Origin of the sequence: Kitasatospora humi (genome assembly GCF_020907985.1) — a bacterium.
Taxonomy (GTDB): Bacteria; Actinomycetota; Actinomycetes; order Streptomycetales; family Streptomycetaceae; genus Kitasatospora; species Kitasatospora humi.
Genome location: NZ_JAJJPA010000006.1, coordinates 126,748 through 152,170, shown reverse-complemented (window position 1 = coordinate 152,170; position 25,423 = coordinate 126,748). Strand labels below are relative to the sequence as shown.

At 72.1% G+C, this 25,423-nt stretch carries 24 protein-coding genes and 1 pseudogene; 16 read left to right on the top strand and 9 right to left on the bottom strand.

The window, feature by feature from the left end; all coding sequences use genetic code 11:
* Positions 1-59 precede the first annotated feature (59 nt).
* The gene (gene cobM / locus LN042_RS08850) at positions 60-812 is read right to left on the bottom strand and encodes a precorrin-4 C(11)-methyltransferase (RefSeq protein WP_230050159.1); all 753 of its coding nucleotides are present in this window, start codon (positions 810-812) and stop codon (positions 60-62) included.
* Positions 809-2,062 (bottom strand): precorrin-6y C5,15-methyltransferase (decarboxylating) subunit CbiE, encoded by a 1,254-nt coding sequence (gene cbiE / locus LN042_RS08845; RefSeq protein ID WP_230050157.1) that lies wholly within the window; start codon positions 2,060-2,062, stop codon positions 809-811. The genes cobM and cbiE overlap by 4 nt, the downstream gene beginning before the upstream one ends.
* A gap of 132 nt (positions 2,063-2,194) precedes the next feature.
* Between cbiE and LN042_RS08840 the strand changes: the two genes are divergently transcribed.
* The gene (locus LN042_RS08840) at positions 2,195-3,052 is read left to right on the top strand and encodes an RNA methyltransferase (RefSeq protein ID WP_372495696.1); all 858 of its coding nucleotides are present in this window, start codon (positions 2,195-2,197) and stop codon (positions 3,050-3,052) included.
* 106 nt (positions 3,053-3,158) lie between these two features.
* On the opposite strand, the gene LN042_RS08835 is transcribed toward LN042_RS08840, so the two are convergent.
* The gene (locus LN042_RS08835) at positions 3,159-4,394 is read right to left on the bottom strand and encodes a trypsin-like serine protease (RefSeq protein ID WP_230050155.1); all 1,236 of its coding nucleotides are present in this window, start codon (positions 4,392-4,394) and stop codon (positions 3,159-3,161) included.
* A gap of 253 nt (positions 4,395-4,647) precedes the next feature.
* On the opposite strand from LN042_RS08835, the gene LN042_RS08830 reads away from it, so the two are divergent.
* Together LN042_RS08830 and LN042_RS08825 are read left to right on the top strand one after the other, a co-directional pair.
* A complete protein-coding gene (locus LN042_RS08830; protein WP_230050153.1) occupies positions 4,648-4,854 on the top strand; it encodes a hypothetical protein in 207 nt (68 codons plus the stop codon).
* 292 nt (positions 4,855-5,146) lie between these two features.
* On the top strand, positions 5,147-5,881 hold the full coding sequence (locus LN042_RS08825) for a class I SAM-dependent methyltransferase (protein ID WP_230050151.1): 735 nt from the start codon (positions 5,147-5,149) through the stop codon (positions 5,879-5,881).
* Between the two features lie 63 nt (positions 5,882-5,944).
* Here LN042_RS08825 and LN042_RS08820 read toward each other — a convergent pair whose 3' ends face one another.
* Positions 5,945-6,157 carry a hypothetical protein gene (locus tag LN042_RS08820; RefSeq protein WP_230050149.1) on the bottom strand — a complete coding sequence of 71 codons (213 nt, stop codon included), beginning with the start codon at positions 6,155-6,157 and terminating at the stop codon, positions 5,945-5,947.
* Positions 6,158-6,314: 157 nt separating this feature from the next.
* On the opposite strand from LN042_RS08820, the gene LN042_RS08815 reads away from it, so the two are divergent.
* The 3 genes and pseudogenes from LN042_RS08815 to LN042_RS08805 all read left to right on the top strand — a co-directional run bounded on the left by LN042_RS08815 (position 6,315) and on the right by LN042_RS08805 (position 8,734).
* Positions 6,315-7,571 (top strand): SLC13 family permease, encoded by a 1,257-nt coding sequence (locus LN042_RS08815; RefSeq protein ID WP_230050386.1) that lies wholly within the window; start codon positions 6,315-6,317, stop codon positions 7,569-7,571.
* A 5-nt stretch (positions 7,572-7,576) separates the two neighbouring features.
* Positions 7,577-8,106, top strand: a pseudogene (locus tag LN042_RS08810) (universal stress protein).
* A gap of 58 nt (positions 8,107-8,164) precedes the next feature.
* The gene (locus LN042_RS08805; protein WP_230050147.1) at positions 8,165-8,734 is read left to right on the top strand and encodes a hypothetical protein; all 570 of its coding nucleotides are present in this window, start codon (positions 8,165-8,167) and stop codon (positions 8,732-8,734) included.
* A gap of 109 nt (positions 8,735-8,843) precedes the next feature.
* Here the strand turns inward: LN042_RS08805 and LN042_RS08800 are convergent, their stop codons facing one another.
* The gene (locus tag LN042_RS08800) at positions 8,844-10,316 is read right to left on the bottom strand and encodes a hypothetical protein (RefSeq protein WP_230050145.1); all 1,473 of its coding nucleotides are present in this window, start codon (positions 10,314-10,316) and stop codon (positions 8,844-8,846) included.
* Between the two features lie 358 nt (positions 10,317-10,674).
* Here LN042_RS08800 and LN042_RS08795 point away from each other — a divergent pair, with 358 nt between their 5' ends.
* The 4 genes from LN042_RS08795 to LN042_RS08780 all read left to right on the top strand — a co-directional run bounded on the left by LN042_RS08795 (position 10,675) and on the right by LN042_RS08780 (position 13,313).
* Positions 10,675-11,343: a TetR/AcrR family transcriptional regulator gene (locus tag LN042_RS08795; RefSeq protein WP_230050143.1), complete on the top strand. Its 669-nt coding sequence runs from the start codon at positions 10,675-10,677 to the stop codon at positions 11,341-11,343.
* Positions 11,318-11,965: an HAD family hydrolase gene (locus tag LN042_RS08790; protein ID WP_230050141.1), complete on the top strand. Its 648-nt coding sequence runs from the start codon at positions 11,318-11,320 to the stop codon at positions 11,963-11,965. The genes LN042_RS08795 and LN042_RS08790 overlap by 26 nt, the downstream gene beginning before the upstream one ends.
* 73 nt (positions 11,966-12,038) lie before the next feature.
* Positions 12,039-12,644: a TlpA family protein disulfide reductase gene (locus LN042_RS08785; RefSeq protein WP_230050139.1), complete on the top strand. Its 606-nt coding sequence runs from the start codon at positions 12,039-12,041 to the stop codon at positions 12,642-12,644.
* A gap of 150 nt (positions 12,645-12,794) precedes the next feature.
* Positions 12,795-13,313 carry a hypothetical protein gene (locus tag LN042_RS08780; protein WP_230050137.1) on the top strand — a complete coding sequence of 173 codons (519 nt, stop codon included), beginning with the start codon at positions 12,795-12,797 and terminating at the stop codon, positions 13,311-13,313.
* On the opposite strand, the gene LN042_RS08775 is transcribed toward LN042_RS08780, so the two are convergent.
* Positions 13,306-14,847: a carboxylesterase/lipase family protein gene (locus LN042_RS08775; protein WP_230050135.1), complete on the bottom strand. Its 1,542-nt coding sequence runs from the start codon at positions 14,845-14,847 to the stop codon at positions 13,306-13,308. The two genes, LN042_RS08780 and LN042_RS08775, sit on opposite strands and share 8 nt — an antisense overlap.
* Positions 14,848-14,950: 103 nt before the next feature.
* Here LN042_RS08775 and LN042_RS08770 point away from each other — a divergent pair, with 103 nt between their 5' ends.
* From LN042_RS08770 to opgC, 3 genes are all read left to right on the top strand, one after another.
* On the top strand, positions 14,951-15,616 hold the full coding sequence (locus tag LN042_RS08770; protein WP_230050133.1) for a TetR/AcrR family transcriptional regulator: 666 nt from the start codon (positions 14,951-14,953) through the stop codon (positions 15,614-15,616).
* Positions 15,585-15,797: a DUF397 domain-containing protein gene (locus tag LN042_RS08765; RefSeq protein WP_230050131.1), complete on the top strand. Its 213-nt coding sequence runs from the start codon at positions 15,585-15,587 to the stop codon at positions 15,795-15,797. The genes LN042_RS08770 and LN042_RS08765 overlap by 32 nt, the downstream gene beginning before the upstream one ends.
* Before the next feature lie 145 nt (positions 15,798-15,942).
* On the top strand, positions 15,943-16,995 hold the full coding sequence (gene opgC, locus LN042_RS08760; RefSeq protein WP_230050129.1) for an OpgC domain-containing protein: 1,053 nt from the start codon (positions 15,943-15,945) through the stop codon (positions 16,993-16,995).
* Positions 16,996-17,178: 183 nt separating this feature from the next.
* On the opposite strand, the gene LN042_RS08755 is transcribed toward opgC, so the two are convergent.
* The 3 genes from LN042_RS08755 to LN042_RS08745 all read right to left on the bottom strand — a co-directional run bounded on the left by LN042_RS08755 (position 17,179) and on the right by LN042_RS08745 (position 21,594).
* Entirely contained in the window at positions 17,179-18,300 is a 1,122-nt protein-coding gene (locus tag LN042_RS08755) for a hypothetical protein (RefSeq protein ID WP_230050127.1), read from the bottom strand.
* A 389-nt stretch (positions 18,301-18,689) separates the two neighbouring features.
* Complete coding sequence (locus tag LN042_RS08750; RefSeq protein WP_230050125.1) at positions 18,690-20,504, bottom strand: alkaline phosphatase family protein; 1,815 nt, start codon at positions 20,502-20,504, stop codon at positions 18,690-18,692.
* A gap of 280 nt (positions 20,505-20,784) precedes the next feature.
* Positions 20,785-21,594 carry a lytic transglycosylase domain-containing protein gene (locus tag LN042_RS08745; protein WP_230050385.1) on the bottom strand — a complete coding sequence of 270 codons (810 nt, stop codon included), beginning with the start codon at positions 21,592-21,594 and terminating at the stop codon, positions 20,785-20,787.
* On the opposite strand from LN042_RS08745, the gene LN042_RS08740 reads away from it, so the two are divergent.
* The 3 genes from LN042_RS08740 to LN042_RS08730 all read left to right on the top strand — a co-directional run bounded on the left by LN042_RS08740 (position 21,536) and on the right by LN042_RS08730 (position 25,078).
* Positions 21,536-21,709 carry a hypothetical protein gene (locus tag LN042_RS08740; protein WP_230050396.1) on the top strand — a complete coding sequence of 58 codons (174 nt, stop codon included), beginning with the start codon at positions 21,536-21,538 and terminating at the stop codon, positions 21,707-21,709. The genes LN042_RS08745 and LN042_RS08740 overlap by 59 nt on opposite strands.
* A 649-nt stretch (positions 21,710-22,358) precedes the next feature.
* On the top strand, positions 22,359-23,966 hold the full coding sequence (gene lnt / locus LN042_RS08735) for an apolipoprotein N-acyltransferase (RefSeq protein WP_230050123.1): 1,608 nt from the start codon (positions 22,359-22,361) through the stop codon (positions 23,964-23,966).
* 158 nt (positions 23,967-24,124) lie between these two features.
* Positions 24,125-25,078 carry a DMT family transporter gene (locus tag LN042_RS08730; protein ID WP_230050121.1) on the top strand — a complete coding sequence of 318 codons (954 nt, stop codon included), beginning with the start codon at positions 24,125-24,127 and terminating at the stop codon, positions 25,076-25,078.
* Positions 25,079-25,423 lie beyond the last annotated feature (345 nt).

Below are 25,423 nucleotides of genomic sequence, written 5' to 3'. Positions count from 1 at the left end.
CACGGGCCGCCGGCCGCCGGCCGCCGGCCGCGAGCCGTGCGTACGAGCCGCGCGTGGCACTACAGTTGCGCGGAACGGTCGCGGTCGCAGGAGTACAGGTGGCTGTCCTGGAACTGCTCCGCGGCCAGCGTGCGGCCCACCATGATGACGGCGGTGCGCAGCACGCCCGCCGCCTTCACCTGGTCCGCGATGTCCGCCAGGCTCCCGCGCAGCACCAGCTCGTCCGGGCGGCTGGCCATCGCCACCACCGCGGCCGGGCAGTCGGCACCGTAGTGCGGCAGGAGTTCGGCCACCACCCGGTCCACGTAACGGGCCGCCAGGTGCAGCACCAGCAGGGCGCCGCTGCGACCCAGGGTGGCCAGGTCCTCGCCCGGCGGCATCGGAGTGGCCTGCTGGGCGATCCGGGTCAGGATCACCGTCTGGCCCACCGTCGGCACGGTCAACTCCCGCTTCAGCGCCGCCGCGGCCGCCGCGAACGCCGGCACGCCCGGTACCACCTCGTAGGGCACGCCGGCCGCGTCGAGTCGGCGCATCTGCTCGGCGACCGCGCTGAACACCGACGGGTCGCCCGAGTGCAGCCGGGCCACGTCCTGGCCGGCCCGGTGCGCGGCCGTCAACTCCTCGGTGATCTGGTCCAGGTTGAGCTTGGCGGTGTCCACCAGGCGGGCGCCGGGCGGGCATTCGGCCAGCAGTTCGGCGGGGACCAGGCTGCCCGCGTACAGGCACACCTGGCAGCGGGCCAGGATCCGGGCCCCGCGCACGGTGATCAGATCGGCGGCCCCCGGGCCGGCACCGATGAAGTAGACGGTCACAGGGCTTCTCCTCGCTCCGAGGTGGATCGCTTGATCACGGACCACTGGGTGACCGGCATCGCCTGCCGCCACCCGGTGAAGTGGCCCACCGGCACCGCGTGCGCGACCGCCAGTTTCACCAACTCCCCGCCGTGGCGCCGGTACCACTCGGCCAGCAGGGCCTCCGACTCCAGCGTCACGGTGTTGGCCACCAGTCGCCCGCCCACCGGCAGCGCCGCCCAGCAGGACTCCAGGAGCCCGGGCGCGGTCAGCCCGCCGCCGATGAACACCGCATCGGGCACCGGCAGTTCGGCCAGTGCGGCGGGTGCCGGACCAGTCACCACGCGCAAGCCCGGCACGCCGAGCGCGCGGGCGTTGCGCTCGATCCTGGCCGCCCGGGTCTCGTTCCTCTCCACGCTGACCGCCCGGCAACTCGGGTGCGCCCGCAGCCATTCGATGCCGATGCTGCCGGAGCCGCCGCCGATGTCCCAGAGCAGCTCGCCCGGGGCCGGCGCGAGCGCGGCCAGGGTCACCGCCCTGATGTGACGCTTCGTCAACTGGCCGTCGTGCTCGAAGGATTCATCGGGAAGGCCGGGAGTCAGACCGCGGCGCGGGGTGCCGTCGGCGGCCCGGCAGTCGACGGCCACCAGGTTGAGGTTGTCGCCGGGCGGGTGCGGCCAGTCGTCGGCCGTGCCGTCCAGCAGGCGTTCCCGGTCCGCGCCGAGCTGCTCCAGCACCCGCAGCCGGCTGGGCCCGTAGCCGTGCTCGGCCAGCAGCGCCGCCACCAGCGCCGGCGTGCCCCCGTCCGCGCTCAGCACCAGCAGCCGACGCCCGTCGTGCAGCGCCCCGAGCAGGCCGGCCGGGTCGCGGCCCACCAGGCTCACCACCGCCGTCTCCTCCACCGGCCAGCCGAGCCGGGCGCAGGCCAGCGACACCGAGGACGGATGCGGCAGCACCCGCAGCCGCTCGGCGCCCAACTCCTCGGTGAGGGTGCGCCCGATCCCGTAGAACATCGGGTCCCCGCTGGCCAGCACCGCCACCCGGCGCGCGGCCAGTCCGGCGAACAGGCCCGCCACGGCCGGTCGCAGCGGAGACGGCCAGGCGATCCGCTCGGCCGTCAGTTCGGCGGGCAGCAGGGCCAGCTGGCGGCCGGCGCCGACGATCGCCTCGGCTGCCCGCAGCGCGTCCCGGGCGGCCGTGCCCAGCCCGCGCCAGCCGTCCGCGCCGATCCCGACCACGGTGATCGGCGTCGGCGCGGTGGTGCTGCTCAACGGGACTCCTCGCAGGTCAGCAGGACGAAGGGGGCGGACCGGGGCAGCCTATCGCCCGGCCGGAACCCGTGGCGGGCTGCGTATAGTTGCCCCGGTCACAGTTGCCGTCCCAGGAACGCCAGGTGCCTGCCCGTGTTGAGGATCAGCTCCCGCAACGCCCGCTTCCAGCAGTGGCAGTCGCTGCTCGGCAACCGGACCAAGCGGCAACGCGCCCGGGAGTTCCTGGTCCAGGGGGTGCGGCCGATCTCGCTGGCCGTCGAGTACGGCTGGCCGATCCGCACCCTGATCCACGACGCCGACCGCCGGCCCTCCGAGTGGGCGGCCAAGCTGCTGCGCACCGTCCCCGGCGCCGAGCGGGTCGCGATGGCCCCCGAACTCCTGGCCGAGCTGGGGGAGAAGAACGAGGCCGCGCCCGAACTGCTCGCCGTGGTCGAGCTGCCCGCCGACGACCTGGCCCGGATCCCGGTCTCCCACGACTTCCTGGGCGTCCTCTTCGACCGTCCCACCAGCCCCGGAAACGTGGGCAGCATCATCCGCTCCGCCGACGCCTTCGGCGCCCACGGCCTGCTGGTGAGCGGCCACGCGGCCGACGTCTACGACAGCAAGTCGGTGCGCGCGAGCACCGGTTCGCTGTTCGCCCTGCCCGCCGTGCGGGTGCCGTCGCCGCGCGAGGTGATGGACTGGGTGACCGCCGAACGGGCGGCCGGGCACCCGATCGTGCTGGTCGGTACCGACGAGCACGGCGACTGCGAGGTCTTCGACTTCGACTTCACCCAGCCCACCCTGCTGCTGGTGGGCAACGAGACGACCGGCCTCAGCAACGCCTGGCGCGAGCTGTGCGACCACACGGTGGCCATCCCCATGCACGGGTCGGCGAGTTCGCTCAACGCGGCCAACGCCGCCACGGCGGTGCTCTACGAGGCGTCCCGCCAGCGGCTGGCGGCGAAGCGGGCGGCCGGCGCGGCACGGTCGGTTTCCGGGACGGCCTGATCGGCGGGTCGCCTCGCCCGGAACGGGTGGCAGCAAGGCGGCCACCCGCCCCGGCGGAGTCCGGCGGATCAGTTCAGCCGACGACCACGGCGGTCATGGCGTTCCATCAGCCGGTGTTGAGGCTCCAGTTCTGGTCGTGGAGGATCTTGCCGATCGGCACGTAGTAGACCCCGTGGAAGCACCAGGGCTTTCGCTGCCAGGCGTCCGCCGTGGTGAAACTGCCGCAGTCCATGGTGTTGTCCAGAGCGGTGATCACCCCTCGGGCCTCGTCCGTGGTCCAGTCGTTCGACCCGGTGAACACCGGGCCACCGCTGTCGCCGTTGGCCGCGGCTATGTCGTCCGAGTAGGCGAACTCCACGTCCGGCCTGGTCACGCCGTTCGGACCGGTCACACTGATGTCCGTCTGCTGGATGTAGAGCCAGCAATGGGCGCCGGAGTTGGCAGCGGATGTGCACACCATGTCGCCGACGTTGTTGTTCCCCCAGCCCGACACGGCCTTCGAGTAGCCGGTCATGTTCCACGGCCCGTCCCAGACCCGGTTTCCCGAGGTGTTCTTGCCGGGGTCTATGCCGACGATGTCATTGGTGGCCGACGCGTTCTCGAGCTTGGCGGTGCCGACGAACGCGTGGCTGCCGCTCCACGTGTAGTAAGGGCCCTGCGCCCCGCAGTGGTAGGCGGTCGTGATGAGCTTCTTCCCGTCCGACTTCCTGGTGACCCCGAAACCGGTCGAACAGATCGTGCCGCCCCCGGTCTGCAAGCCGCCGCCGCCCTGCCACGGAGACCAGTCGGCCTCCCGCGTCGCCTGGGCGTCAATGCTCAGCGCTTGGTACCGGACGTGCGCCTGGACACCGGTGAGGCTTTCCGCCGCCGCCTCGACCTCGCTCGTCTTGTCCTGTCGCACCGAGGGCGCCAAGGAATCACGCACATCGAACCGGCCCTGGCCGCGGTCCTCGTCATAGGTCACGTCGAGCCCGCTGCCGTCGACCGCGGGGGCAACGCTGGTTATTCGGGTGGCGGCCGGTGTCACCTTGGACGCCAGGTCCTTCTGCTGTCCGTTCGACAGGAGCTTGTCCCGGGCGGCGTGGAGTTCGGCCTTCGAGTACTTGGCCGGCACCACCTCCGCGGAAAAGCCGGCCGGGAGATGCGCCAGGACCTTCGCCACGGAGGCCGGGACTTCGCCCTTCCAGTGGAGGCGGAGGTGCCGGTGGGCGGCGTCGACCTCCACTTCGCTGAAGCCCGGTATCTTGGCCCGGTCGTATTCGGGAAGTCCGCCGGTGATCTGGTCGACGATCTTGTCGAGCTTCTCCTGGTCGCTCATCAGCTGGGCGTCGTGCAGACCCACGCCCTTGGCAGGGTCGAAGCCGTGATTCGCCCCGGCCGTTGCGGCTCCGGAAGGCAGTTGTGACGGGGATGCGTCGGCGAGAGCCGGTGTCGTGATCGAAGCGGCTGCCAGTGCGGCGACCGTGAGAACCATCCGTGTCCGGCGCCGTGAAGCTCTGTGATTCATATTCCTCCCCAGGACGGATGTCACCGTGTCGATTTCATGCACGAAATCGAATGGGGGTGACGCTACTCACTGCAACAGAGCGATGCAAATGAGGACCGAATTCCCGGATGCGCATGAATCGGGTCATTTCCCGGAGTGGCCGCCCGGGGCCGCAGCGGAGGCGACCGACGAAGCCAGGACGCTCTCCTGGTACGACGGGACGTACCGGTACACCGTCTCGACCATCACTCCGAACCCACTGAGTGATCAGGAGCGCTCGAAGATCGCCGGCGGCCTGGTGGGGAAAGCGAGCTGATCGATCCCTGCGAGCGCTCCGACGGGCCCTCGGTGGCGGATGCCGTCGTCCGCCCGCGGGGGTCGGCGGGCACGGGAAAATTCTCCGCGACCCTCCGACCGGCAGGGTCCGGCGCGCGGCGGAAACGGCCCGTGCCGGCCCCTGGTGGGGGCGGGGCGGGGCGTGACGGCAGCGCCTGGAGGGGAAGCCGACCGGCTCCGCCAGGGCTTGGCAGTGCCTCCGTTCCGGGGCCCGGCGCCCCCGCTGACCAGCACTAAGCTGCCAGGCACCGACAGCGCGAGGAGCTTTGCTGATGAACCGTCAGATCCGTACCGTCGAGGACGTGCTGAGTCTGCTCGACGGTCTCTTCACCCCCGAGGCAGACCGCTGGACCCCCGGGAGCGCCGACTGGTGGGACCGCTTCTACGCCGACCGCGACCGGGGCGTCCCGTTCTTCGTCGCCAAGCCCGACGAGAACCTCGTCGAGCACCTGGAGCGCGGCCCGCTCACCGGCGGCCGTGCCCTCGACCTCGGCTGCGGCCCCGGCCGCAACGCCCTACACCTGGCCGCCCACGGCTACGAGGTGGACGCCGTCGACCTCTCCCCGGCCGCCCTCGCGTGGGCCGAGGACCGCGCAGCCGGCCAGGGAGCCCCGCCCCGACCCCAGGCCCGCTTCCACCAGGGCGACATCTTCACCGTCGACCTCCCGCACGAGCAGTACGACCTGATCTACGACTCCGGCTGCCTGCACCACCTCCCGCCGCACCGCCGGATCTCCTACCTGGCCCTGCTCGACCGCCGCCTGGCCCCCGGGGGTCACTTCGCCCTCACCGCCTTCGCCACCGGCCACGGCTCCGGGCTCTCCGACGCCGAGTTCTACCGCCGCGGCCGACTGGAGGGCGGACTCGCCTACGCCGCCGACGACTTGCGCCACCTCTTCGCCGACCTGACGGAGCTGGAGATCCGCCCCATGCGCCCGCAGCCGGCCGACTCCCCGCTGTTCGGAGTGGACTTCCTCCTCACCGGCCTGTTCCGCCGGGCGGGCTAGTACAACTGGTCGACCCGACCGCTCGGGTCTGTCGACTCGGCGGTCCGTCGGGCACGGAGGGGCTCAGCGTCCGCGCCGCCGGGGGAACAGCGTGCTGAGCGTCGCGTACACCAGCGCGCCGAACAGCAACCCGATCCACGGCACGTGGCCCGGCCGGTGCGTGATCGCCGCGTACGCGAGGGTGGCGAGACCGGCGTTCACCAGGAAGAACATGAAGCTTCGAAGCCCCCGCCACCATGCGGGGCGTTCGGGGCGGCTCGTCTCCGGAGTGATCATGGCGGGCATTCTCCACCCCAGGCCGGGCCGCCACCAGCCCCCGCGGCGAACCGATGCGGTCACGCCACCGCGCACCGGGCACGCCGCCGACCGTGCCCACCAGGGCTTCTGCTTCGATGGGCGTTGCCGTTCGCCACCGCCCGCAAGGAGCACCACGCTGAACACGTATTACGCCGAGGCCCTGTCCGTCGCCCTGCTGGCCGCGGTGTTGGTCTGTGCGGTGGTACGGCCGTGGGGCTGGCCGGAAGCGGTGGTCGCCGTCCCGGCAGCCGGGGTGGTGGTGGCGACCGGCGCGATCCCGCCCGCCCACGCGGCGGCCGAGGCCGCGCGGCTCGGCCCGGTGGTCGGGTTCCTCGCGGCCGTGCTGGTGCTCGCCCAGCTCTGCGCCGACGAGGGCCTCTTCCGGGCCTGCGGGGTCTGGATGGCCCGATCGGCCGTGGGGCGGCCCCGCCGGTTGCTGGCGCAGGTGTTCGTGATCGCCTCGGTGATCACGGCCGTGCTCAGCCTGGACGCCACCGTGGTGCTGCTCACCCCGGTGGTCTTCGTGACGGCCGCCCGTCTCGGCGCCCGCCCCAAGCCGCACGTCTACGCCTGCACCCACCTGTCGAACACGGCGTCGCTGCTGCTGCCGGTCTCCAACCTCACCAATCTGCTCGCCTTCGCGGCCAGCGGCCTGAGCTTCACCCGCTTCGCCGCGCTGATGGCGCTGCCCTGGCTGGTCGCCATCGCGGTGGAGTACGCCGTGCTGCGCCGGTTCTTCGCCACCGACCTGGACGCGGGCGCCCGGGCCCCGGCCGGGACGGCGGCGCCGGAGGTGCCGCTGTTCGCCCTGGTCACCGTCGCCTGCACGCTCGGCGGCTTCGTCCTCACCTCGGTCCTGGGGATCAACCCGGCGTGGGCCGCCATGGCCGGCGCCCTGGTGCTCGCCGTCCGCGCCCTGGTCCGGCGCCGCACCACCCCGGTCGCGATCGTCCGCTCCGCCGCCGTTCCGTTCCTGGCGTTCGTGCTGGCGCTGGGCATCGTGGTCCGCGCGGTGGTCGACAACGGGCTCGCATCCGCCCTGGCGCACCTCGTTCCGCACGGCACCGCGCTGCCCGCCCTGCTGGGCATCGCGGCGCTGGCCGCCGTACTGGCCAACGTCATCAACAACCTGCCCGCCACCCTGGTGCTGCTGCCGCTGACCGCGCCGGCCGGTGCCGGCGCGGTGCTGGCGGTGCTGCTCGGGGTGAACATCGGCCCCAACCTCACCTACGCCGGCTCGCTGGCCACCCTGCTGTGGCGGCGGATCGTCCACGAGCACGACACCGAGGTGGGCCTGGGCGAGTTCACCCGGGTGGGGTTGCTGGTCGTGCCGGCGGCCCTGACGCTTGCGGTGGTGGCACTGTGGGGGGCACTGCGGATCGTCGGAGGGTGAGCGCCATGGCCGTCGTCGTCTGGATCGCCGAGGGCACCTGGCCCGCCTGCGTCGACGCCGCCCGCGCCCACGCTCCGGCCGGCGCCGATGTCGTGCTGCTGCACGTCAGCGACCCCGAGGTCCCCGGTGTGGCGCACGGTGCGTTCGCCGGGCTGCTCGGACGGGGACACCCCAAGGGGCGCCGACCGGCCGGGGGATGGGGGGCGATCCGGGAACCCGCCTGGAAACCCTGGCCGTTGAGTCCGGCCGGCAACTGCTCGCCGCCGCTGCCGACCGACTCGGCCGCGCCTGCGCCAGCGTGGAGCGGTCCGGCCGGGTCGAGCGGGAGGTGGTCGCCGCGGCCGAGGGAGCCGAGTTGCTGGTCCTGGCCCGCGACGGCGACCGCACCCGCCTGGGGCCCCGCAGCCTCGGCCCCGCCGGCCGGTTCGTCGTCGACCACGCGCCCTGTCCCGTGCTGCTGGTCTGGCCGGAGCCGGCTCCCGGCATCGCCACCCTGCCGCCGGCGCCACCGCAACCGGGTGTCAGGGAACCTTGACGGCGCGTAGCCTGTCAGGGAACCTTGACGCACATTCGGACCGTGGAAGGGGGCGGTCATGGAGTCGTGGGGCGACGAGACCGGCCGTCACGAGGGCTACTTGGCAGCGGTGTTGGCGGACGGCAGTGAGCCGGGGCCGGTGGCCGACGGGCGCACCACCTGGTGGCTCTACAACGGGGCGGACGGACCACGGGCCGTCGCGGTGCGGGCCGCCTGCAACTGCGGCTGGCGCGGCAGCGACACGCATCCGATCGACTTCGGCGACGACGAGAAGACCGAGGGCGTGGGCCGGCGCACCGGGCCCTACGCGGACTGGGAGTACCACGTCGACCAGGCCGAGGGCGGGATCCCGCGCGACGTCCAGCAGTTGCTGGCCACGCTGGCGCAGCGCGTCGAACAGCTCTCGGTCGGCGGCCAGTCGATGGCGGCGCTGCGGATCGTGGCCCAGATGGAGCAGGCCGCCGCGCGGTGTGGTGTCGATGCCGTTCGGTTGGCCCGCGCCAACCTGCTCTCCTGGGCCGCGATCGGCAAGTCGCTCGGCTGCAGCCGGCAGGCCGCCCATGAGCGGTTCTCCCGCCGGCTCGCCGGCATCGAGGCCATGCCGGACCCGGAGGAGTTCGGGGACTGAGGCCGGAGAACGCCCGTGCGGCCGGATTGCGTCCGTGCCGGGGCCGGAGAACGCCCGTGCCGGGCCCCTCGGGAGGAGCCCGGCACGAGCAACTGCACCTGTGGGCCGGTCAGTTGTGCGGCCCGCTGCTCGGGGTGGCATTGGGGGACGAGACCGCCACGATGGGCCACTCGTTCTGGTAGACCTTGAACGGCAGGTCCTTCTCCAGCAGCGGGGTGCCGAAGATGGCGATGCGGGCCATCACCGCCCCGTTGACGTCGAGTCCGCCGTAGAGGCCGGCCTTGCCGGTGACGACGGGCTTGCCGGCGCTGGAGTCGATGGTGACGTTGCCGTTCACCGCCGCGCGCAGGTACGGCTCCACCGTGGCCTTCACGCCCACCGTGTCGTACAGCGCCACCGAGCCCTCGGCGACCAGGCCGGCCCGGACGTCGGCCTTGCCCGCGAACGTGGCCTTCACCGGGGAGACCTTGGTGCTGACCGGCTCGGTGGCCGAGGTCCAACCGGTGCTCTTGGCGTAGTCGGCGTGGACGCCCCAGTCGCCGTCGACGCTCTGCCCGACGTCGACGGTCACCGTGCCGTCGGCGGAGACCTCGGCGTAGACGGTGAGGTTGAGGGTGATCACCACCGGTACCCCGACCACCGAGAAGGTGGGGGTGGCGGTGAGGTTGGCGATCGGGATCTTCACCGGGCCGGTGGCGGCGTTGAGAGCGCCGCTGACGTGCCAGTTGGCGTGCGCGCCGAGGTCGAAGCCGACCTTGGCCTGATCGGTGCTGAGGATGCCGTTGGTGCCGTGGTAGCTGAAGTCGACGCTCGGATCGAGGGCGATCGAACCCGAGAGGTCGAGGGAGCCGCCGCCGGGCAGCGGGACGCTGTCCTTGGCGTCGAGCTGCAGCACGGCCGAGGCGGAGCCGCTGGCACCGTCGGGCTTGGGCACGTAGGACGTCTTGACGTCCTTGAGCTGCGGGGTGACCTGGATCTGGTGCGGGTCCAGGGCGGCGGTGACGGCGGCCTTGGCGTCGCCGAGCAGTTCGGAGATGGTGGCGGGCCGGGTGCCGGCCTCCACCTTGCCGTCGGCGGCCGGCTTGACGTCGGTGACGGCGAGCAGCGCGCCGTGCGGTGCGGCTGCCGTGGGCGGGCTGTCGATGATCTGGCCGGGCTTGACCGCTGAGGTGGCGGCGGCCGAGGCGGAGGGGCTCGGGGCGGCACCGGAGCCCGTGGGGGCGGCGGCGAGGACGACCTTGCCGGTCTGCTGGTCGTAGGCGTCCAGCTTGAGCCCGGTGCCTGCGGTCGCGACGGGCTTGCCGGACGGCGACGCGGCGGCCGAGGCGCTCTTCGAGGGCGTGCCGACGGTGGCCGGACGGGACGGGGTGGCGGCGGCCGCGGCGGCGGCCGGGCTGACCAGGGTCACGTCGGACGCGCCGGTGGCGGTGGACAGGGTGGTGGCAGTCGTGGCGGGCGCACTCTGGGCCGCGTCGCCGACGGAACCGGCGGACGGGCCGGTCGATCCGGTGGGGTCGCAGGCGCTCAGCGAGAGCACCACGGACGCGGCGAGCACGGGCAGGGCGATGGTGCGCATCTGCATGCGGTGGGTCACCTTCGGCGTAAGACAGGCAGGGAAGAAGAACCGATTCGGCAACCTGGCTGGGCTGGTGGCGGCCGAAACCCGCCGTCGGCTGCCGAGCGCATGCCACCAGACCCGTAAAACTAGAACCAGTAGTTTTGCCTGGGCGAGAACGTACACTAGCCCGAACCCCCGGCTCAAACCCGGAGCACGGAGCGATCTGACGGTGCGACGGGACGAGATCCGAACGCGAACGGCCCGCGAGCGCAGCGGGAACGGGACCTGGAACGGGGACGGAACGGGAACGGGACTGTGAACGGGAACGGGAACGGGACTGGCAACGGGACCGGGACCGGGAACGGAACGAGAGGACGAGCCGATGGGCAGACCGCCCAGACCGCTGGTGACCAAGGAGCGGATCGTGCGGGCCGCGCTCGCCCTGGTCGACGAGGAGGGGCCTGACGCCCTCTCGACCACCCGGATCGCGGCCAGGCTCGGCGTCAAGGGCCCATCGCTGTACAACCACGTCTCCGGGCGCGACGAGATCATCGACGGGATATGCGAGCTCATCGTCGCCGAGATGGACCTCGACATGAGCATCCGCCCCTGGACCACCGCCGTGGTCACCTGGGCGCGCCGCTACCGCGCCGTGCTCGCCGCCCACCCGCACGCCGTACCGCTGTTCCGCGTCCGGCCCGCCCAGTCGCCCTCGGCCCTGCACGCCTACGCCGAGACCTTCGCCACCCTGCGCGCGGCCGGCTGGCCCGAGGACCACCTGCTCGCCGTCGTGCACTCGATCGAGAGCCTGATCATCGGCTCGGTGCCTCCCGTGCGCGCTCCGCACGAACCCCCGCTGCCCGCCGAGGAGTTGCCCCCCGGTCTCGGTCCCCTCCTCGACCCGCTGCCCGACCAGCAGGCCCGCACCTTCGAACTCGGCCTCGCCGCGCTGATCCACGGCTTGGAGGACACCCTGGGGCGCCTGGTCGCGGTACGGGGGCGACCGGAGGGGGAAGACAGCAGCCATGACACCGCAGACCCCCGACCGTAGGTACCGTGCGCTCATCCTCGACTTCGGGGGCGTGCTGACCGACAACGCCAGGCTGGCGATCCGCCGCTGGTGCGTCAGTGAAGGGCTGGACGAGGAGGCCTGGCGACGGACCCGCCGGCACCCGGACGTTCGCTCCTGGTACCGGGAGTTGGAGCGCGGCACGATGAGCCAGGCCGAGTGGAACCGCCGGACGGCCCCGGTGCTCGGCGTCGCGGACCACGAGAACCTGATGGGCCGAGCCTGGAGCGGGGTGACGGCGTCCGCCGACATGGTGGCGCTGGCCAAGGCGGCCCGCCGGGCCGGATACCGGCTCGCGATGCTGTCCAACTCCTTCGGCCTGGACCCCTACGACCCGTACGCGGCCTGCGGCGTATGGGAGTTGTTCGACGTCACGGTGGTCTCCGAGCTGGCGGGCATGGCCAAACCCGACCCGGAGATCTACCGATTGGCGCTGGAGCGACTCGACCTGCCCGGCGAGGCGTGCGTCTTCGTCGACGACTACCCGGGCAACCTCCCGCCCGCCCAGGCGCTGGGCATCACCACCGTGCTGGCCACCAAGCCGCACCGGGGAGTCGTCGAGCAGGTCGGCGCGCTGCTGGGGCTGGACGGCGCGCTCGCGTGATGCCGGACGCCGGATAGCGTGCAACACCCCACCCACCCCGAAGCGTTGAGCGTACAGGTGCGAAGCTCTTCCCATGAATGGAACGAAGCGTTCTGCGACCGTCCTCGCCGCAGCGGCCACCGCCGTCGCCAGTGTCCTCGCCGGCTGCTCGGCCTTCGGATCACCCGGCGGCACGGGCCAGTCCGGCTTCGTCGCCGCCAAGGGCAGTGCCATCGCGACGGTTGCCCGTGGGCACCGCCTGGACGCGCCGGACATATCCGGCAAGACGGTTGACGGCCGGTCAGCCGATCTCGCCGGCTACCGGGGCAAGGTGGTCGTCGTGAACATCTGGGCCTCCTGGTGCGATCCCTGCCGCGGTGAGGCCAAGGGGCTGGAGTCACTGTGGGAGAAGTACCGGGGGCAAGGCGTCCAGTTCCTCGGCATCAACACCCGTGACGGCGACCCGGCCAACGCGGTGGCGTTCGAGCGGGACAAGGGCGTCACCTTCCCGAGCCTCTACGATCCGGACGGCGTCCAGATCCTCAAGTTCCCCAAGGGCGCCTTCGACCCGCAGTCCATCCCGACCACCCTCGTGGTGGACCGGGACGGCAAACTGGCCGCCCGGGTGTTGGGCGGCCAGAGCGAGGCGACGATCGAGTCGATGCTGCGGCCGGTGCTCGCGGAGCAGGGTGACGCCTGAGCGGTCGGTCCGAGCCCGCTCCGGATGACCGGAACGGGTCTCACCCGGGGCGCCTGCTCGCCCCTAGGCTCAAAGTGGCGGTGCAGGGCCGTTCCGCATCGCCGAGGCGTCCGCAGTGCTTGCCTTCAGCCACCGCAGAGGACCACGCCCATGCGCAAGTTCCACAAGACCCGACGTGCCGTGGCCGTGGCCACCGCAACGCTCGCCCTCGCCGTGTCAGGCGCAGTCGCCGCGTCACCCGCGAGTGCCACCACGACGGGTGGCGGCTGCCGCGGAGGCGGAAACAACGACGACGCCGAACACCCGACCGGGAGTTGGGCCAAAGAGCCCGCCGGCGTGCTACTGCTGCCCTGCGTCAACGACGACGGGAACGGTTACATCCGGCCGGCCATCTACTTCAACGGCGGCAGTCAGTCGATCTTCCCCTGCTTCCAGCTGATCAAGGTCGGCTACGGCCAGGTCCACGATTTCGGCTGCGAGCCGGGCGAGTGGGTGCCCGCATCCAGCGGATACAACCCCAACACCGGTGACTACCAGGAGTGGGGCAATGGCGTGATCGTGGCCCCGGGGCCCGGGGAGTTCGTGGTCCAGGAGGGTTTCTGGTCGACGATCAACGGCGTGTACGGCTACTACGGCAACGCCCAGAGCTGGCCGATCTGGATCAGCTGACCCAGCCCTGGTGTTCAGGGGCTCGCCGAACGGGGCCCGCGTCCTGCACGAGATCGAAGGGGGCTGGGGCGCGGCCCTTCCAGATCCGCTGGGAGGCCTGTTCGGGGTAGGGCAGGGTCTTCGAGTCGGCGTCCAGGACGCGGGTGAGCCGTTGGTCGGGGTGGTAGGCGGGCCATCCGGGGTCACCGGTGGTGGCGAAACCGATCCACGCCCGCTGTAGTTCCCGCGACACGGCGATGGCCTCGGGGGCGGGCTGGTCGCCGAGGAGTTGTCGGCCGGTGGGGCTGTCCAGCGTGCCGAATGCCAGCGGGACGTCGAGGCTGTGGCAGGCGCCCAGGACTCCTCCCAAGGCCGGCGAGGCCAGTCGCAGCTCGAACAGGAACGAGGTGCCGCCGGCTGCGGTGTTCGCCTCGGCCAACAGCATCGAGGGCATTCGGAAGACGGCATCGGAGTAAACCGTTTCCAGCAACTCCTCCGGGGTGGCGTGCGGGTGGGCTGCGCGGTAGGCAACCGCACCGTCCGGTGCGGGGGCGAACAGCTCCAGGGCGGTACGGGCGTCCTGCTCGGTGAACTTGCCCAGCCGTCCGGACATGACGCTGAACAGCCGGAACTCGTCGCGGGTATGGCCGGCGAGGAGTTCGATCCCGCTCGCACGGCCACTGGTCAGTGCGGACCAGGGCGTGTCGGCGAGGACTTCGCCGTCGACCACGGGGCAGATGGCGATCCCGGTCCCGGAGAGCCGTCCCCAGCTCTCGCGGTAACCGTGGAGGTCAGCGCTGAGGGCGGTGACGCCTTCGGCCAGGCGCCAGGGATCGATATCGGCCATGGCTGCGGCGGTGGGCACCGTGCCGAGCCGGTCCGCGAGCTCGGCGGCGACCTGCTGTGCCAGTGCGCGGGTGGAGTGCAGGCCTGGTACCGAGTGGGTGATGGCCCGCCGGAACAGGCCGCGCGCCGGCTTCATCGCCACCAGGGCGGCGACCGATCCCGCCCCGGAGGACTGCCCGGCGACCGTGACCTGGTCGGGGTCGCCTCCGAAGGAGGCGATGTTCCGTCGCACCCACTGCAACGCCGCGATCTGGTCGAGGAATCCGCGGTTCGGCGGAGCTCCCTCCAGGAGGGCGAAACCCTCTGCGCCCACCCGGTAGTTGATGCTCACCACGACGAGCCCCGCCGCAGCCGGCGCCGCCGGGTCGAACAGCGGGTCACTCGAGTCCGCCGCCATGTAGCCGCCACCGGGGATCCACACCAGTACCGGCAGCCCCGCAGCTCCAGGGTCCGGAGTGCAGACGTTCAGCGTCAACCAGTCCGTGCCGTCCAGCGAACTCGCGTGAACCGGGCCCGACTGCGGTGCCGCCGGTCCGAACTCCACCGCCGGCCTCGCCCCTTCCCAAGGCTGGGGCAGGGCGGGTGCCGCGAAGCGGAGCGTTCCCACCGGTGGCGCGGCGTAGGGAATGCCGCGGAACACCGCGTGCCCCCGCCGCCGGCGGCCCCGCACCACACCCTCCGCAGTACGCACCGTTGGCTGTTCAAGCATGTCGCTTCCTTCCTTCCCGGAGCTGTTATAGGTCAGCTGTATTATTTCAGTCAGCTGTATTGTGTCAACGGCATGAGAAGCAAGACCAACGGAGTAGCCGACGATGCCGAAACAGGTGGATCACCACGAACGCCGTGAAACGATCGCCCGAGCGTTGTGGCGGGTGGTGGAGCAGCGCGGCGTGGTGCGTCTGACCATGCGCGAGGTCGCGCAGGAGGCAGGCATCTCCCTCGGTCAACTGCAGCACTACTTCGCCTCCCGGGAGGCGATGCTCTCCTTCGCCATGGACTTCGCGTCCGAGCAGGCCTCGTCGCGTGTCGGCCGGGGCCTCGCGGAGCTCGGCGACCAGCTGCATCCACGTGACGTGCTCCGAGTGATGCTGACGGAAATGCTCCCTCTGCACGCCGACGCTCGCGCGACCAGTCGGATGAGCGCCGCTTTCGTCCTGGAGGCGTTGCACAACGAGAGGTTTCACGCCCGGGCGCGCGATGGGCTGCTCCAAGGGCGCGCCCTGATCGAGCAGTTGGTCCGCCAGGCGATCGCTGACGGGCGCATCGCCCCCGACCGCGACCCGGTGGCCGAAACCAATCTGCTTCTCGCCCTCACTGGCTTCACCACCCTCATCGAACTGGACGTGATCGAGCCCCGGGACGTGCTCACTGCTATCGATCAGCACCTGGACAGGTTGTTCACCGCAGACGATCGGCCCACCGGCGGCGGAAGGAGCGATGCAGCCGGTGACGAGCGTTCGCGTGCCGGCGCGGCATGAGCCCCACAATCCGGTGCTCCCCCTGGTCGCCACCGGCCTCCCCGGTGCCGTTCCCGTCCGTTACTCCAAGAACCCCGGCGGGCCCGCCCCGGTCTTCACCCGCGAGGGCTTCGCCGCCTTCGTCAGCGGTGTCGGGGACGGCACCCCGGGGTCCGCGCCAGGTGATCGTTTCATGGTCTGACCAGGGGTTCTCTCACGTTCGTCAAAGGTTGGTCTGGCCGACTGTCCGCATGACGTCGCTCGTGCATGTGCCAAGGTCAGGAGGTGCCGCCCAGGTCGTCGGAGCGGCTGTGCGGGCCGGGGCCGCCACGGCGGGACGCCGGCGGGTGGTCACGCTCGACCTGATGCGCGGCTACTACGTGGCGATCCTGGCGGCGGTCCACCTGGACTACCTGCCGTCACTGCTCGGGGACGTCGATGGACGCGGTTCGTTGCTGGTCTCCGAGGCGGAGAACTTCTTCCTGATCTCGGGACTGCTGGTCGGCATGCTCCGCAGGCGCGACCTGGAGCGTCACGGGCCGGCGCGGATGGCGCGCAACTCGTGGAAGCGGGCCGGGCAGCTGTACCTGGTCGCCGTGGCGCTGACCCTGCTGTACACCTGCGTCGGGCGGCTGGCGGCGGCGCGCGGGAGTACGGAGTTCAAGGTCGGCCTGGACAGCGACTCGTCCCCGCCGGCGCTGCTCTGGCGGGCCGCGACGCTGAGGTACACCTACGGGTGGGCCGACTTCCTGACCTTCTACGTGCCGATGTTCCTGCTGGTGCCGGTGGCGATCTGGTTGCTCTCACGGCGGCTGGCGGTGGTGGTCGTGCTGCTCTCGTACGCCGCCTTCGTGCTGCCCTCGCACTTCGACACCGGTTTCGTCAGCCCGTTCCTGCAGTGGGGCGTCTACTTCTTCCTGGGCACCGCGGCGGGCTACCACTGGGACGACCTGCGCGGCAGGCTCGGGCGTCTGTCCCCGGCGGCCGGGCGGGCGCTGCGGTTCGGCCTGGTGGCCGCCGCGGTGCTGATCTACGCCGTCGGCACCGTGCTGCTCCACCATCCGGGGCTGACCGGCTCGGCGCTGTACAACGAGCTGTTCCAGAACAACCGGCTGGGCCTGCTGCGCCCGCTCGTCGCGCCGGTCAGCGCGGCCGGGACCTATCTGCTGATCCGCCGCTTCGAGGTCCCGCTCGCGCGCACCGTCGGCAGGATGCTGCTGCCGTTCGGACGCAACTCGCTCTACGTCTACGTGGCGCAGAGCTTCTTCATCTTCCTGGTGCCCTTCGTCTTCGGGCCGCGCGGCTTCTGGTTCAACACCACGGTCGACCTCACGATCATCGTGGTGATCTGGTGCGCCGTCCGCGTCCGCTTCCTGGCCTTCCTGCTGCCGGGTGCCTGAGCTCGTCATCCGGAGCGGCCGGAGCCGGTCGGAGCCGGCCGGTGGTTCCTCGGGAGGCACCTCGGTGCGTCGGCACCCGCGGCCGCGCACGCCGGCGGGGCGGGCCCACCGGGCCCGCCCCGCCTTGTCAACTCCGCGCCTTCACAGACCGGTTGTCAGCGCGGTCCGGGGAGGATGTGCGCGTCAGTGCAGGATCGCGTGCGAGATGGCGCAGCTGTTGGTGTCGTTGGACCAGCTGGCCTGCTCGGCGTAGGTGCCGAAGGAGCCGAACTTGACGTTGGCGGCGCCGCCCGCGGTGCCCGGGGAGAGCCAGGCGCACTCGTCGGAGTTCTCCTGGCCGTAGTAGGCGCTGCTGCTCTGGTTGTTGGTCCAGCCGCCCGCCGGGTCCATGTCGGACATCATCTCGTGCCACTCGTGGCCCAGGGTGATGGTCCAACCGTCGAGGGTTCCGGGGGAGTTGACGAAGCCGACGCCGCAGCCCGCGCCCGAGTCCATGTTGTAGGGCTGGTTGCTGAACGCGAGCGGGCCGTAGGGCGAGCTGACCGCGCCGCCGGTGAGCGTGGAGTCACCGGTGTAGTCGTGCCAGGCGCAGTACTGGTTCTGGTACTGGTCCGGGTTGGTGCCGTGCGGCGAGAGGATCACGTAGTAGGCGTTGCGGTTGGACGCGGCGGTGGTGTTGCCGAAGTGGGAGGCCGCCTTGACGGCTTCCTGGCCCAGCTGGTGGCCGGTCGCGGCGCTCGGCGACTTGGCCGAGTTGTCGTACCACACGCCGGCCAGCACGCCACCGCTCTGGTACGGGATGAAGTTGGCGTTCGACGGGCAGCTGGTCGCGCCGGCCGAGACGTTCGGGCCGTCGCACCACTGGGTCAGGTCGGCCGACCAGGTCTCTCCGTTGGTGCCGATGCCCTTGAACATCTGCTGGGCGGCGCCGGCCCCGCCCTTGCTGTCGTTGGAGAACTTGGCGTTGCCGTTGGAGTCCGTGGTCTGGGTGCCCCACTGGCTGCCGTAGAAGACCAGGTAGACCTTGGAGTGGCCGCTGTTGACGCCGATGCCGTTGATCCCGCCGCCGTAGGACAGCGTCTCGGGGCCGGTGGCCGCGGTCTTCGCCGCGTTGACGTGGCCGAGCATGGGGAACTCGCCGTGCCGGGTGTGCTGGCCGGAGGAGGCCGTCTGGGAAGCGTCCTGGGGGGTGCTCGCCGAGGCCGGGGCCTGGGCCGCGATGAACGCGGCGCCGGTGATCAGGGCCAGCGATGCCATTCCGGCAAGGAGCTTGTGGCTCGCACCGCGCTGCTGGGGGTGACCCATGGTAGGTGTCCTCTCTGCGCTCGCCCGGCTCTGGGGGGAGCCGGCGCATGTCGGCCAGGGCGGTCCTGGCGGCCGTCTCGCCGCGCAGGGGATCGCCGACTGGCGTGGGGGCAAACGTGCTTGAGCAATTGAGGGCTGAACAGACGAGCGGTGCACCGCCGGTCACAGGTAGGGAATCAGACTTGTCCGGAGCTGGTCAATGCCTTGTGCGAAAGCCGGGCGCGCGGCTGCCACGCATTGTGCGCGCGACCCTCACGGAATCCGTCGGCGGACCCGGCCGGTCCAGGCAACTCCCGGTGGCTGAAATGCCGTTGCCGCCCCAACCTGATCCGGTCGGATCCGGCTGGGGCGGCAACGGCAGTCGGGCTCCTGCTGGCGTCCCGGGGTCGTCAGCCGACGGTCAGGGTGTACGGGCCGGCCAGCACCGAGTAGCCGTCATTGGCCAGGTAGTAAACGTCGTACGTGCCCGCGCCGTTGAGCTTGCCGGTGGAGAGGGTGACCGCGCCGCTCTGGTTCGGCGTGTAGGCCCAGGTCAGCGAGGACTGCGAGCCCGGGGTCACGCCCGCCGGGTAGATGCCCACCCAGTTCTTGGCGCTGACCTGCGAGGTGTTCGGCACGGAGTAGCGGAAGGTCACGTTACCGCCGTTCGCCACCGCGTTCAGGTCACCGGTCAGCGTCGGCGTGGTCGCCCTGGACGGCGCGAAAGCGGCGTTGAGCGGCGTCGCGTAGGTGTCGTTGGCGGTCAGACCGGGCAGGCCGAGGGCCGACTCGATGGTGCGACCGACGCTGTAGTGGTCGTAGTGCTGCGCGGAGCTGGTCCCGGCCGGCACGGTGCCCTGCGAGCCGAGCACCACGGTGGCGACGTGGTCGTAGCCCTCGCTCTCGCTCTCGTCCCAGGTCAGGACGAGCAGCGAGCGCTGCTGGGTCCACGCGGGCGAGGCCAGCACCGGGGCCAGCGTCTGCTTCAGCCAACCGTCCTGCACCTGGAGGCTGGTGGAGCTGCCGTTGCCGGAGGCCTCGCCGTCGTAGTAGTCGTCGGCGGCGATCCAGGAGAAGTTCGGCGTGGTGGCCGCGGACTTCAGGTCGGTGGTCAGCTGCGAGGTGTCGAACAGGTGCGATGCGCAGCGGGACGAATTGCCGCTGATGTCCGTGTAGTTGATGAACGGTGCGTCGTCCGGCTCGTACTTGGCGTCGTACTGCGTGGTGGTGTTGCAGGGCGTGCCCATGCCCTGCTCGTAGGCCTTCCAGCTCTTGCCGGCCGCCTCGATGGTGTCACCGAGGTTGCGCTGCGGGGAGTTGATGTTCGGCCAGTAGGTGCCGCCGCTGACGTAGGTGTCACCGCCGGCGATGGCGAGGTAGTTCTCGTCGCTCGGGTGGTAGACGGCGTGCGAGTCGGTGAGGGTGGCGCCCTGGGACATCAGGCTGTGGATGAACGGCGTGTCCGCCGGGTCGTTCATGACCTCGGAGTAGTCGGTGTTCTCCATCATGACCGTGAACACGTGGTCGTAGCCCGGCACGCTCGACGCGGGCGGGGCCACCGGTGCGGGGGCGGCGACCGGGGTGTTGAGGGTGAGCGAGAGGTTGTCCAGGTAGCCGGCCTCGTGGGAGGTGGACAGGAACTGCACCTCGACCTGGATCGACCTCGTCCCGGCCGGCACGGCTCCGCTGGTGCTGCGGGAGAGGAACTCGGTGCTCAGCCCCCGGTCGGTCGCGGAGACGGTCGGCAGCTTGGCGGTCGCGCCGATCGACCGGCCGCTCCCGTCCTTGAAGTGCAGGCTGACGGCGGCGTAGCCGCTGTAGGTGCTCCAACCACCCAGCCAGCCCGCCAGGTTGTAGTTCACCCCGCCGCCGTCGATCGCCGTGGCCGCCGACGAGACGTCAACGGTCTGCGACATCGCGCCGTCACCGAAGTTGCCGGGGCCGAAGAAGGCCTTGCCGGGCGTGTTGCCGTCGTTCGGCAGGCCGAAGGACGCGACCGACTGGCACATGACGTTGATGCCGCCGGCCTCGACCGTCCAACCGGGGACCGTGGTGGCTGCGCTCCAGTCGTTGGTGCAGTAACCGCCCGCCTCGGCATTGCCGTTGACGATCAGGTTGCCGCTGCTCGTCGCCGCCTGCGCGGGGGCGGGAGCGGCGATGACCAGTGCACCGAGGAGGGGGAGAGCGGTGAGCAGCCCGCTGAGTGAACTCCGACCCAGTCGCATGGGGATACCTCGTCCCGTTGGTGGGGGTGAAGCCATGACTGTTCGCCATGGACGGGACATAGGTACCGGTCGGTGCTGTCCAACGGAAGAATGTCGGCCAAACTTGATCAGACAAGTTTTCGCCCTTGAGGCCACCGCCGCCGGTCTCGCCGGCGGCGGTGGCGGGGCCGAAACAGACCGGCCCGGTACTGGGATCCCAGTACCGGGCCGGTCAGCGGATCACCGGACGGTTCACCGACGCCCCACCGGGCGCCTCACCGGCGCCGAGTGGCGGTCGGCCTCAACGGGCCTTCGGAGAAGCCGAGGTGGAGTGCGACGCCGAGGGGCTCGGCGTGCCCGCCGAGGCGCTGGGCGACGGTGACCCGCAGCCCGGCGACGGCGACCCCGAGGGCGACGGCGAGCCCGAGGGCGAGGGGGAGACCGAGGGCGAGGCCGACGGCGACGGCGTGGCGCTCGGCGTGGCCGACGCGGAGGGCGACGGGGACGGCGAGCCGGTCGGGGTGCCCGAGGGGGTCGCCGTCGGCGACGGGCAGCCGGTCGGTGAGTCGGACGGCGACGGCGACGGCGAGGGCGACCCGCTCGGCGAGCCGCCGGCACTCGGCGAGGCGCTCGGCGAAGGACTGGCCGAGGCGCTGGGCGAGGTGCTCGGCTTGGGCGTGGGCCTGGGGAACGTCGCGGAGGCGGTCGGGGTGGCGAACGGCGACGGGTTGGCCGTGGGCGTGGCCGGCGCGCTCGCGGTGGCGCTCGGAGTGGGCGACGGCGACGCCCCGACCCCCGGTCCGGGCGCGGCCGGTGACGCGGGCGCGCTCGGCAGCAACGGCGAGGCGGCGAGGGCGGGGGCGTCCGGACTGGTCGAGACGCCCGTCTGGAAGTAGGTCATCCAGGACTTGACGGTACGGAGGTAGTCGTCGGAGTGGTTGTAGCCGAGGATGGCCTGATCGAGCTGGGCCGGCACGGCCAGGTCGCGCCCGTCCGCGCACAGGTACCGGCCGGCGGCCAGCGCCGCGTCCCAGACGTTGTTGGGATCCGCGATGCCGTCACCATTGCCGTCCGCGCCCCAGGCGGCCCAGGTGGAGGGGATGAACTGCATCGGCCCGACGGCCTGGTCCCACACCGTGCTGCCGCCGTACTTGCCGCCGTCGGTGTTCGGGATGGCCGCGTTGCCGCCGGTGCCGTCGAGCAGCGGGCCCAGGATCGGCGTGTAGGTCGTGCCATTGGCGTCGACCCGGCCCCCGTCGGCCTGCCCGGACTCCACCTGGCCGATGCCGGCCAGCAGTTGCCACGGCAGGTGGCAGGCGGGCGACGACCCGGCGAGGGACGCCTCGGCCTTGCGGTAGGCGGCGAACACGGTGGCGGGCAGCCGCGCACCCCCCACCACGGGCACCGACGGCTGCACCGGGCCGGGGCTCGGCGCGCTGCTGGGCGGCGCCGGCGGCTGGGGCAGCGCGCGGTGGCTGCCGCCGTCCAACTGCTGCTGCCCGGCGGGCAGGGCCGCCGCACCCGCCAGGGACGCCGGACCCAGCGCCGGCGGCGGCGGAGCCGCGGCCAAGGGTGCCGTCGGTGCGGCGACGGCAGCGAAGGTGACGACCGCCCCCGCTGCCCGCAACACGCGCTTCCGTATTCGCCCAGCCATCCGGTTGTTCTCCTCTCGACAAACACGTGGTCGGTACATGGACGATTCAACGGCGCGTCAGGTTCCACCCGACGGACACACATCCTCGTCGCCTGATGGGACCACAGCGACGGCGAGGACACCACCACCCGTCATACGCCCCCGCCGCCACCCCGGGCGAGCCGCTGCACGGACCAGGTGTTACGAAAAGGTGAACAAGATTTGGATGCTACTTTCTGCGGATGCTCATGGTTGCCTGCGAGGCCGGCCCCGCCACGGCGGGCGCGCGCCCGACCCGCCGTCTCCGCACCCGGTGGGCGCTGGCGACCGCCGGCGCCGGCGGTGCGCTGCTCTTCTGCGCGTTCCCGCCGATCGGTGCCTGGCCGCTCGCCCCGGTCGGCGTCGCCCTGCTGGTCGTGGCGGTGGCCGGGCAGCGGCTGCGCACGGCCGCGGGCATCGGACTCGCCTTCTCGGTGGTCTTCTTCGGCCTGCTGGTGCGTTGGCTGTCCGGCAACATCGGCCTGCTGCCCTGGGTGGCGCTGAGCCTCGCCGAGTCGCTGCTGCTGGCCGCGATGACCGCGCCGCTGCCGCTGCTGCTGCGGCTGCGCGGCCGGGTGCCGCTGGTCGCCCTGTGGTGGACGGCGACCGAGGCGGTGCGCAGCCGCCTGCCGCTCGGCGGGTTCCCGTGGGGGCGGCTGGCGTTCAGTCAGGCCGACTCGCCGGCCCTGGGGTGGGCCCGGGTGGCCGGCGCGCCGGCCGTCACGTTCGTCGTCGCCCTGGTGGGCGCCGCCCTCGCCGGGCTGGTGCTGGCGCCGCCCACGGCCCGGCGGCGGCTGCTCGCGGCCGGCTGGTGCGTCGTCGCGCTGGCACTGTCGCCGGCGATCCCGCTGCCGGCCGCCGGCGGCGGCACCTCCACCGCCGTGCTCTCCCTGGTGCAGGGCAACGTGCCGAGGGAGCGCTCGCTCGCGGAGCAGGCCCGCATCCAGCAGGTGACGAGCAACCACGCCGACGCGACCCTGAAGCTGGCCCAGGACATCCACGCCGGCAAGGTGCCGCAGCCCGACCTGGTGCTCTGGCCGGAGAACTCCACCGACTCCGAGCCGCGCACCGACCCGGAACTGAGCTTCCTGATCGACGAGTCGGTGAACGCCGTCAACCGGCCGATCCTGGTGGGCGCCATCCTCGACGGCCCCCAGGACCAGACCTACAACGCCGGCCTGCTCTGGGACCCGCTGACCGGCCCCGGCCCCTGGTACGCCAAGCGCCAACTCGTCCCGTTCGGCGAGTACATCCCCGCGCGCAGCCTGTTCGGCGGCCTCGGCGACCTCCAGCTGATCCCGCGCAACTTCACCCCGGGCGACCGGACCGTCGTCTTCGACGTCGGCGACATCCACCTGAGCGACGTGATCTGCTACGAGATCGGCTACGACGGGCTGGTCCGCGACGGCGTGCGCGCGGGCGCCAACCTGCTGGTCGAGCAGACCAACGACGCCGCCTTCACCCGCGACGGCAGCTCCGACGAGACCGACCAGCAGCTCGCCATGGCCAGGCTGCGCGCCGTCGAGCACAACCGCTCGGTCGCCGTGGTCTCCACCACCGGCGTCAGCGCGGTGATCCGGCCGGACGGCACGGTCGCCGCCCACACCGGGCTGTGGCAGCAGCAGACCCTCACCGAGCGCGTGCCGCTGCGGACCGGCATCACCCCGGCCGACCGGGTCGGCGCCTGGCCGGAGGCGGGGGCGCTCGCGGTGACCGTCCTCGCCCTGGCGTGGGCCGCCCGTCGCAACCTCCCTGGGCGGGGCCGCAAGGGCCGCTCGGCGGCGCAGAGCGCCCCCGAGGGCGCCGTGTAGGCTGAACCCATGCCGACGAGCCTTGTCCTGCCACCTCCCGCCGCCTGAGCGGGCGGCCGGACCACGGATGACGTGACCCCCGGGTAGTGCCCGGGGCGGTCGGTGCTGCCCGCAGACGAGAGCATCCGACCACTTCTCGTCCCCCGTGGGAGACCTCCTTGTCTGCGACACCCCTGTCGGCTCCGCGCACCCTCACCGTCGGGCGCGGCCTCTGCTACCTGATCGTCTCCGCCACCTCCTGGGGCACCGCCGGTGCCGCCGCCGCGCTGCTCTACGGGCACAGCGGCCTGGGCCCGGTGGCGCTCACCTGCTGGCGCTCGCTGGGCGGCTCCGCACTGCTGCTGCTCGCCTGCGCCCTGTGCGGGTGGCCGCTGCCGAAGCGGCCCCGGCTCGTCCAACTGGGCATCACCGGCGCGACCCTGACGGCGTTTCAGATAGCCTACTTCGAAGCGGTGGCCGGCACCGGGCTGGCCGTCGCCACAGTGGTTACGCTCGGCGCGGCGCCGGTGCTGGTGGCCCTCGGCGCCCGGGCGCTGCTGCGGGAGCGGCTGGGCCTGGCCGGGGTCACGGCGGTGGTCGGCGCGGTCACCGGGTTGGCCGTGCTGATGCTCGGCGGTGCGGGGAGCGGGGAGGTGCGGCCGGGTGGCGTCGCCTGGGCGCTGGCCTCGGCCACCGGGTACGCCTGCATGACCCTCCACGGCCGGCACTCGGCGCAACGCGGCATCGCCGCCGACCCGTTGGCCAGCACCTTCTACTCGTTCCTGGTCTGCGGCGTGCTGCTGCTCCCGTTCGCCACCCTGGAGGGCGGACTGCTGCCGCAGACCGAGGGGTTGGGCCGGACGGTGGTGCTGCTGGCGTACATCGCCGCCGTGCCGACCGCCCTCGGGTACGGCCTGTACTTCGCAGGCATGGCCGTGGTCCGGGCCACGACGGCATCGGTGATCACCCTGATCGAGCCGGTGAGCGCGGCGGTGATCGCCGTGGCGCTGCTCGGTGAGCGGCTGGCGCCCGCCACGGTCGGCGGGACCGGCCTCCTGCTGCTCTCGGTGACCGGGCTGGCGTTCGCGGAAGCGCGGGGCGCGGGCGCCGGCGCCGGCGGCGGGCGCGGCTAGGCTCACCCGGCCCACGGGCCCCACGGGCCCCACCGACACCGGCGGCAGCGGCGGCAGCGGAACGGCTGCCGCCGGCGTCGGTGCGTGCCGTAGCGGCTGCGGGCCCGAAGTCCCGTCCACAGGTACCCGGCCAGCGCCCGGTGCACCCGCTGCCGAGCGTCCTCGGCACTGGCCCGGTCGTGGTCGGCGGGGCGGTCGGCGCAGGCGAAACCGTGGCGGGCGCCGGGAGCTGACCAGTTCGTGGGACACCTTGGCCGACCGAGTGGCAGGCCGCCGAGCCGATCGCTGGTGATCGACGTCCCAGGTCGGCCGGGTGGATCGTCGGAGCGCCGCACGGGCCGCGGC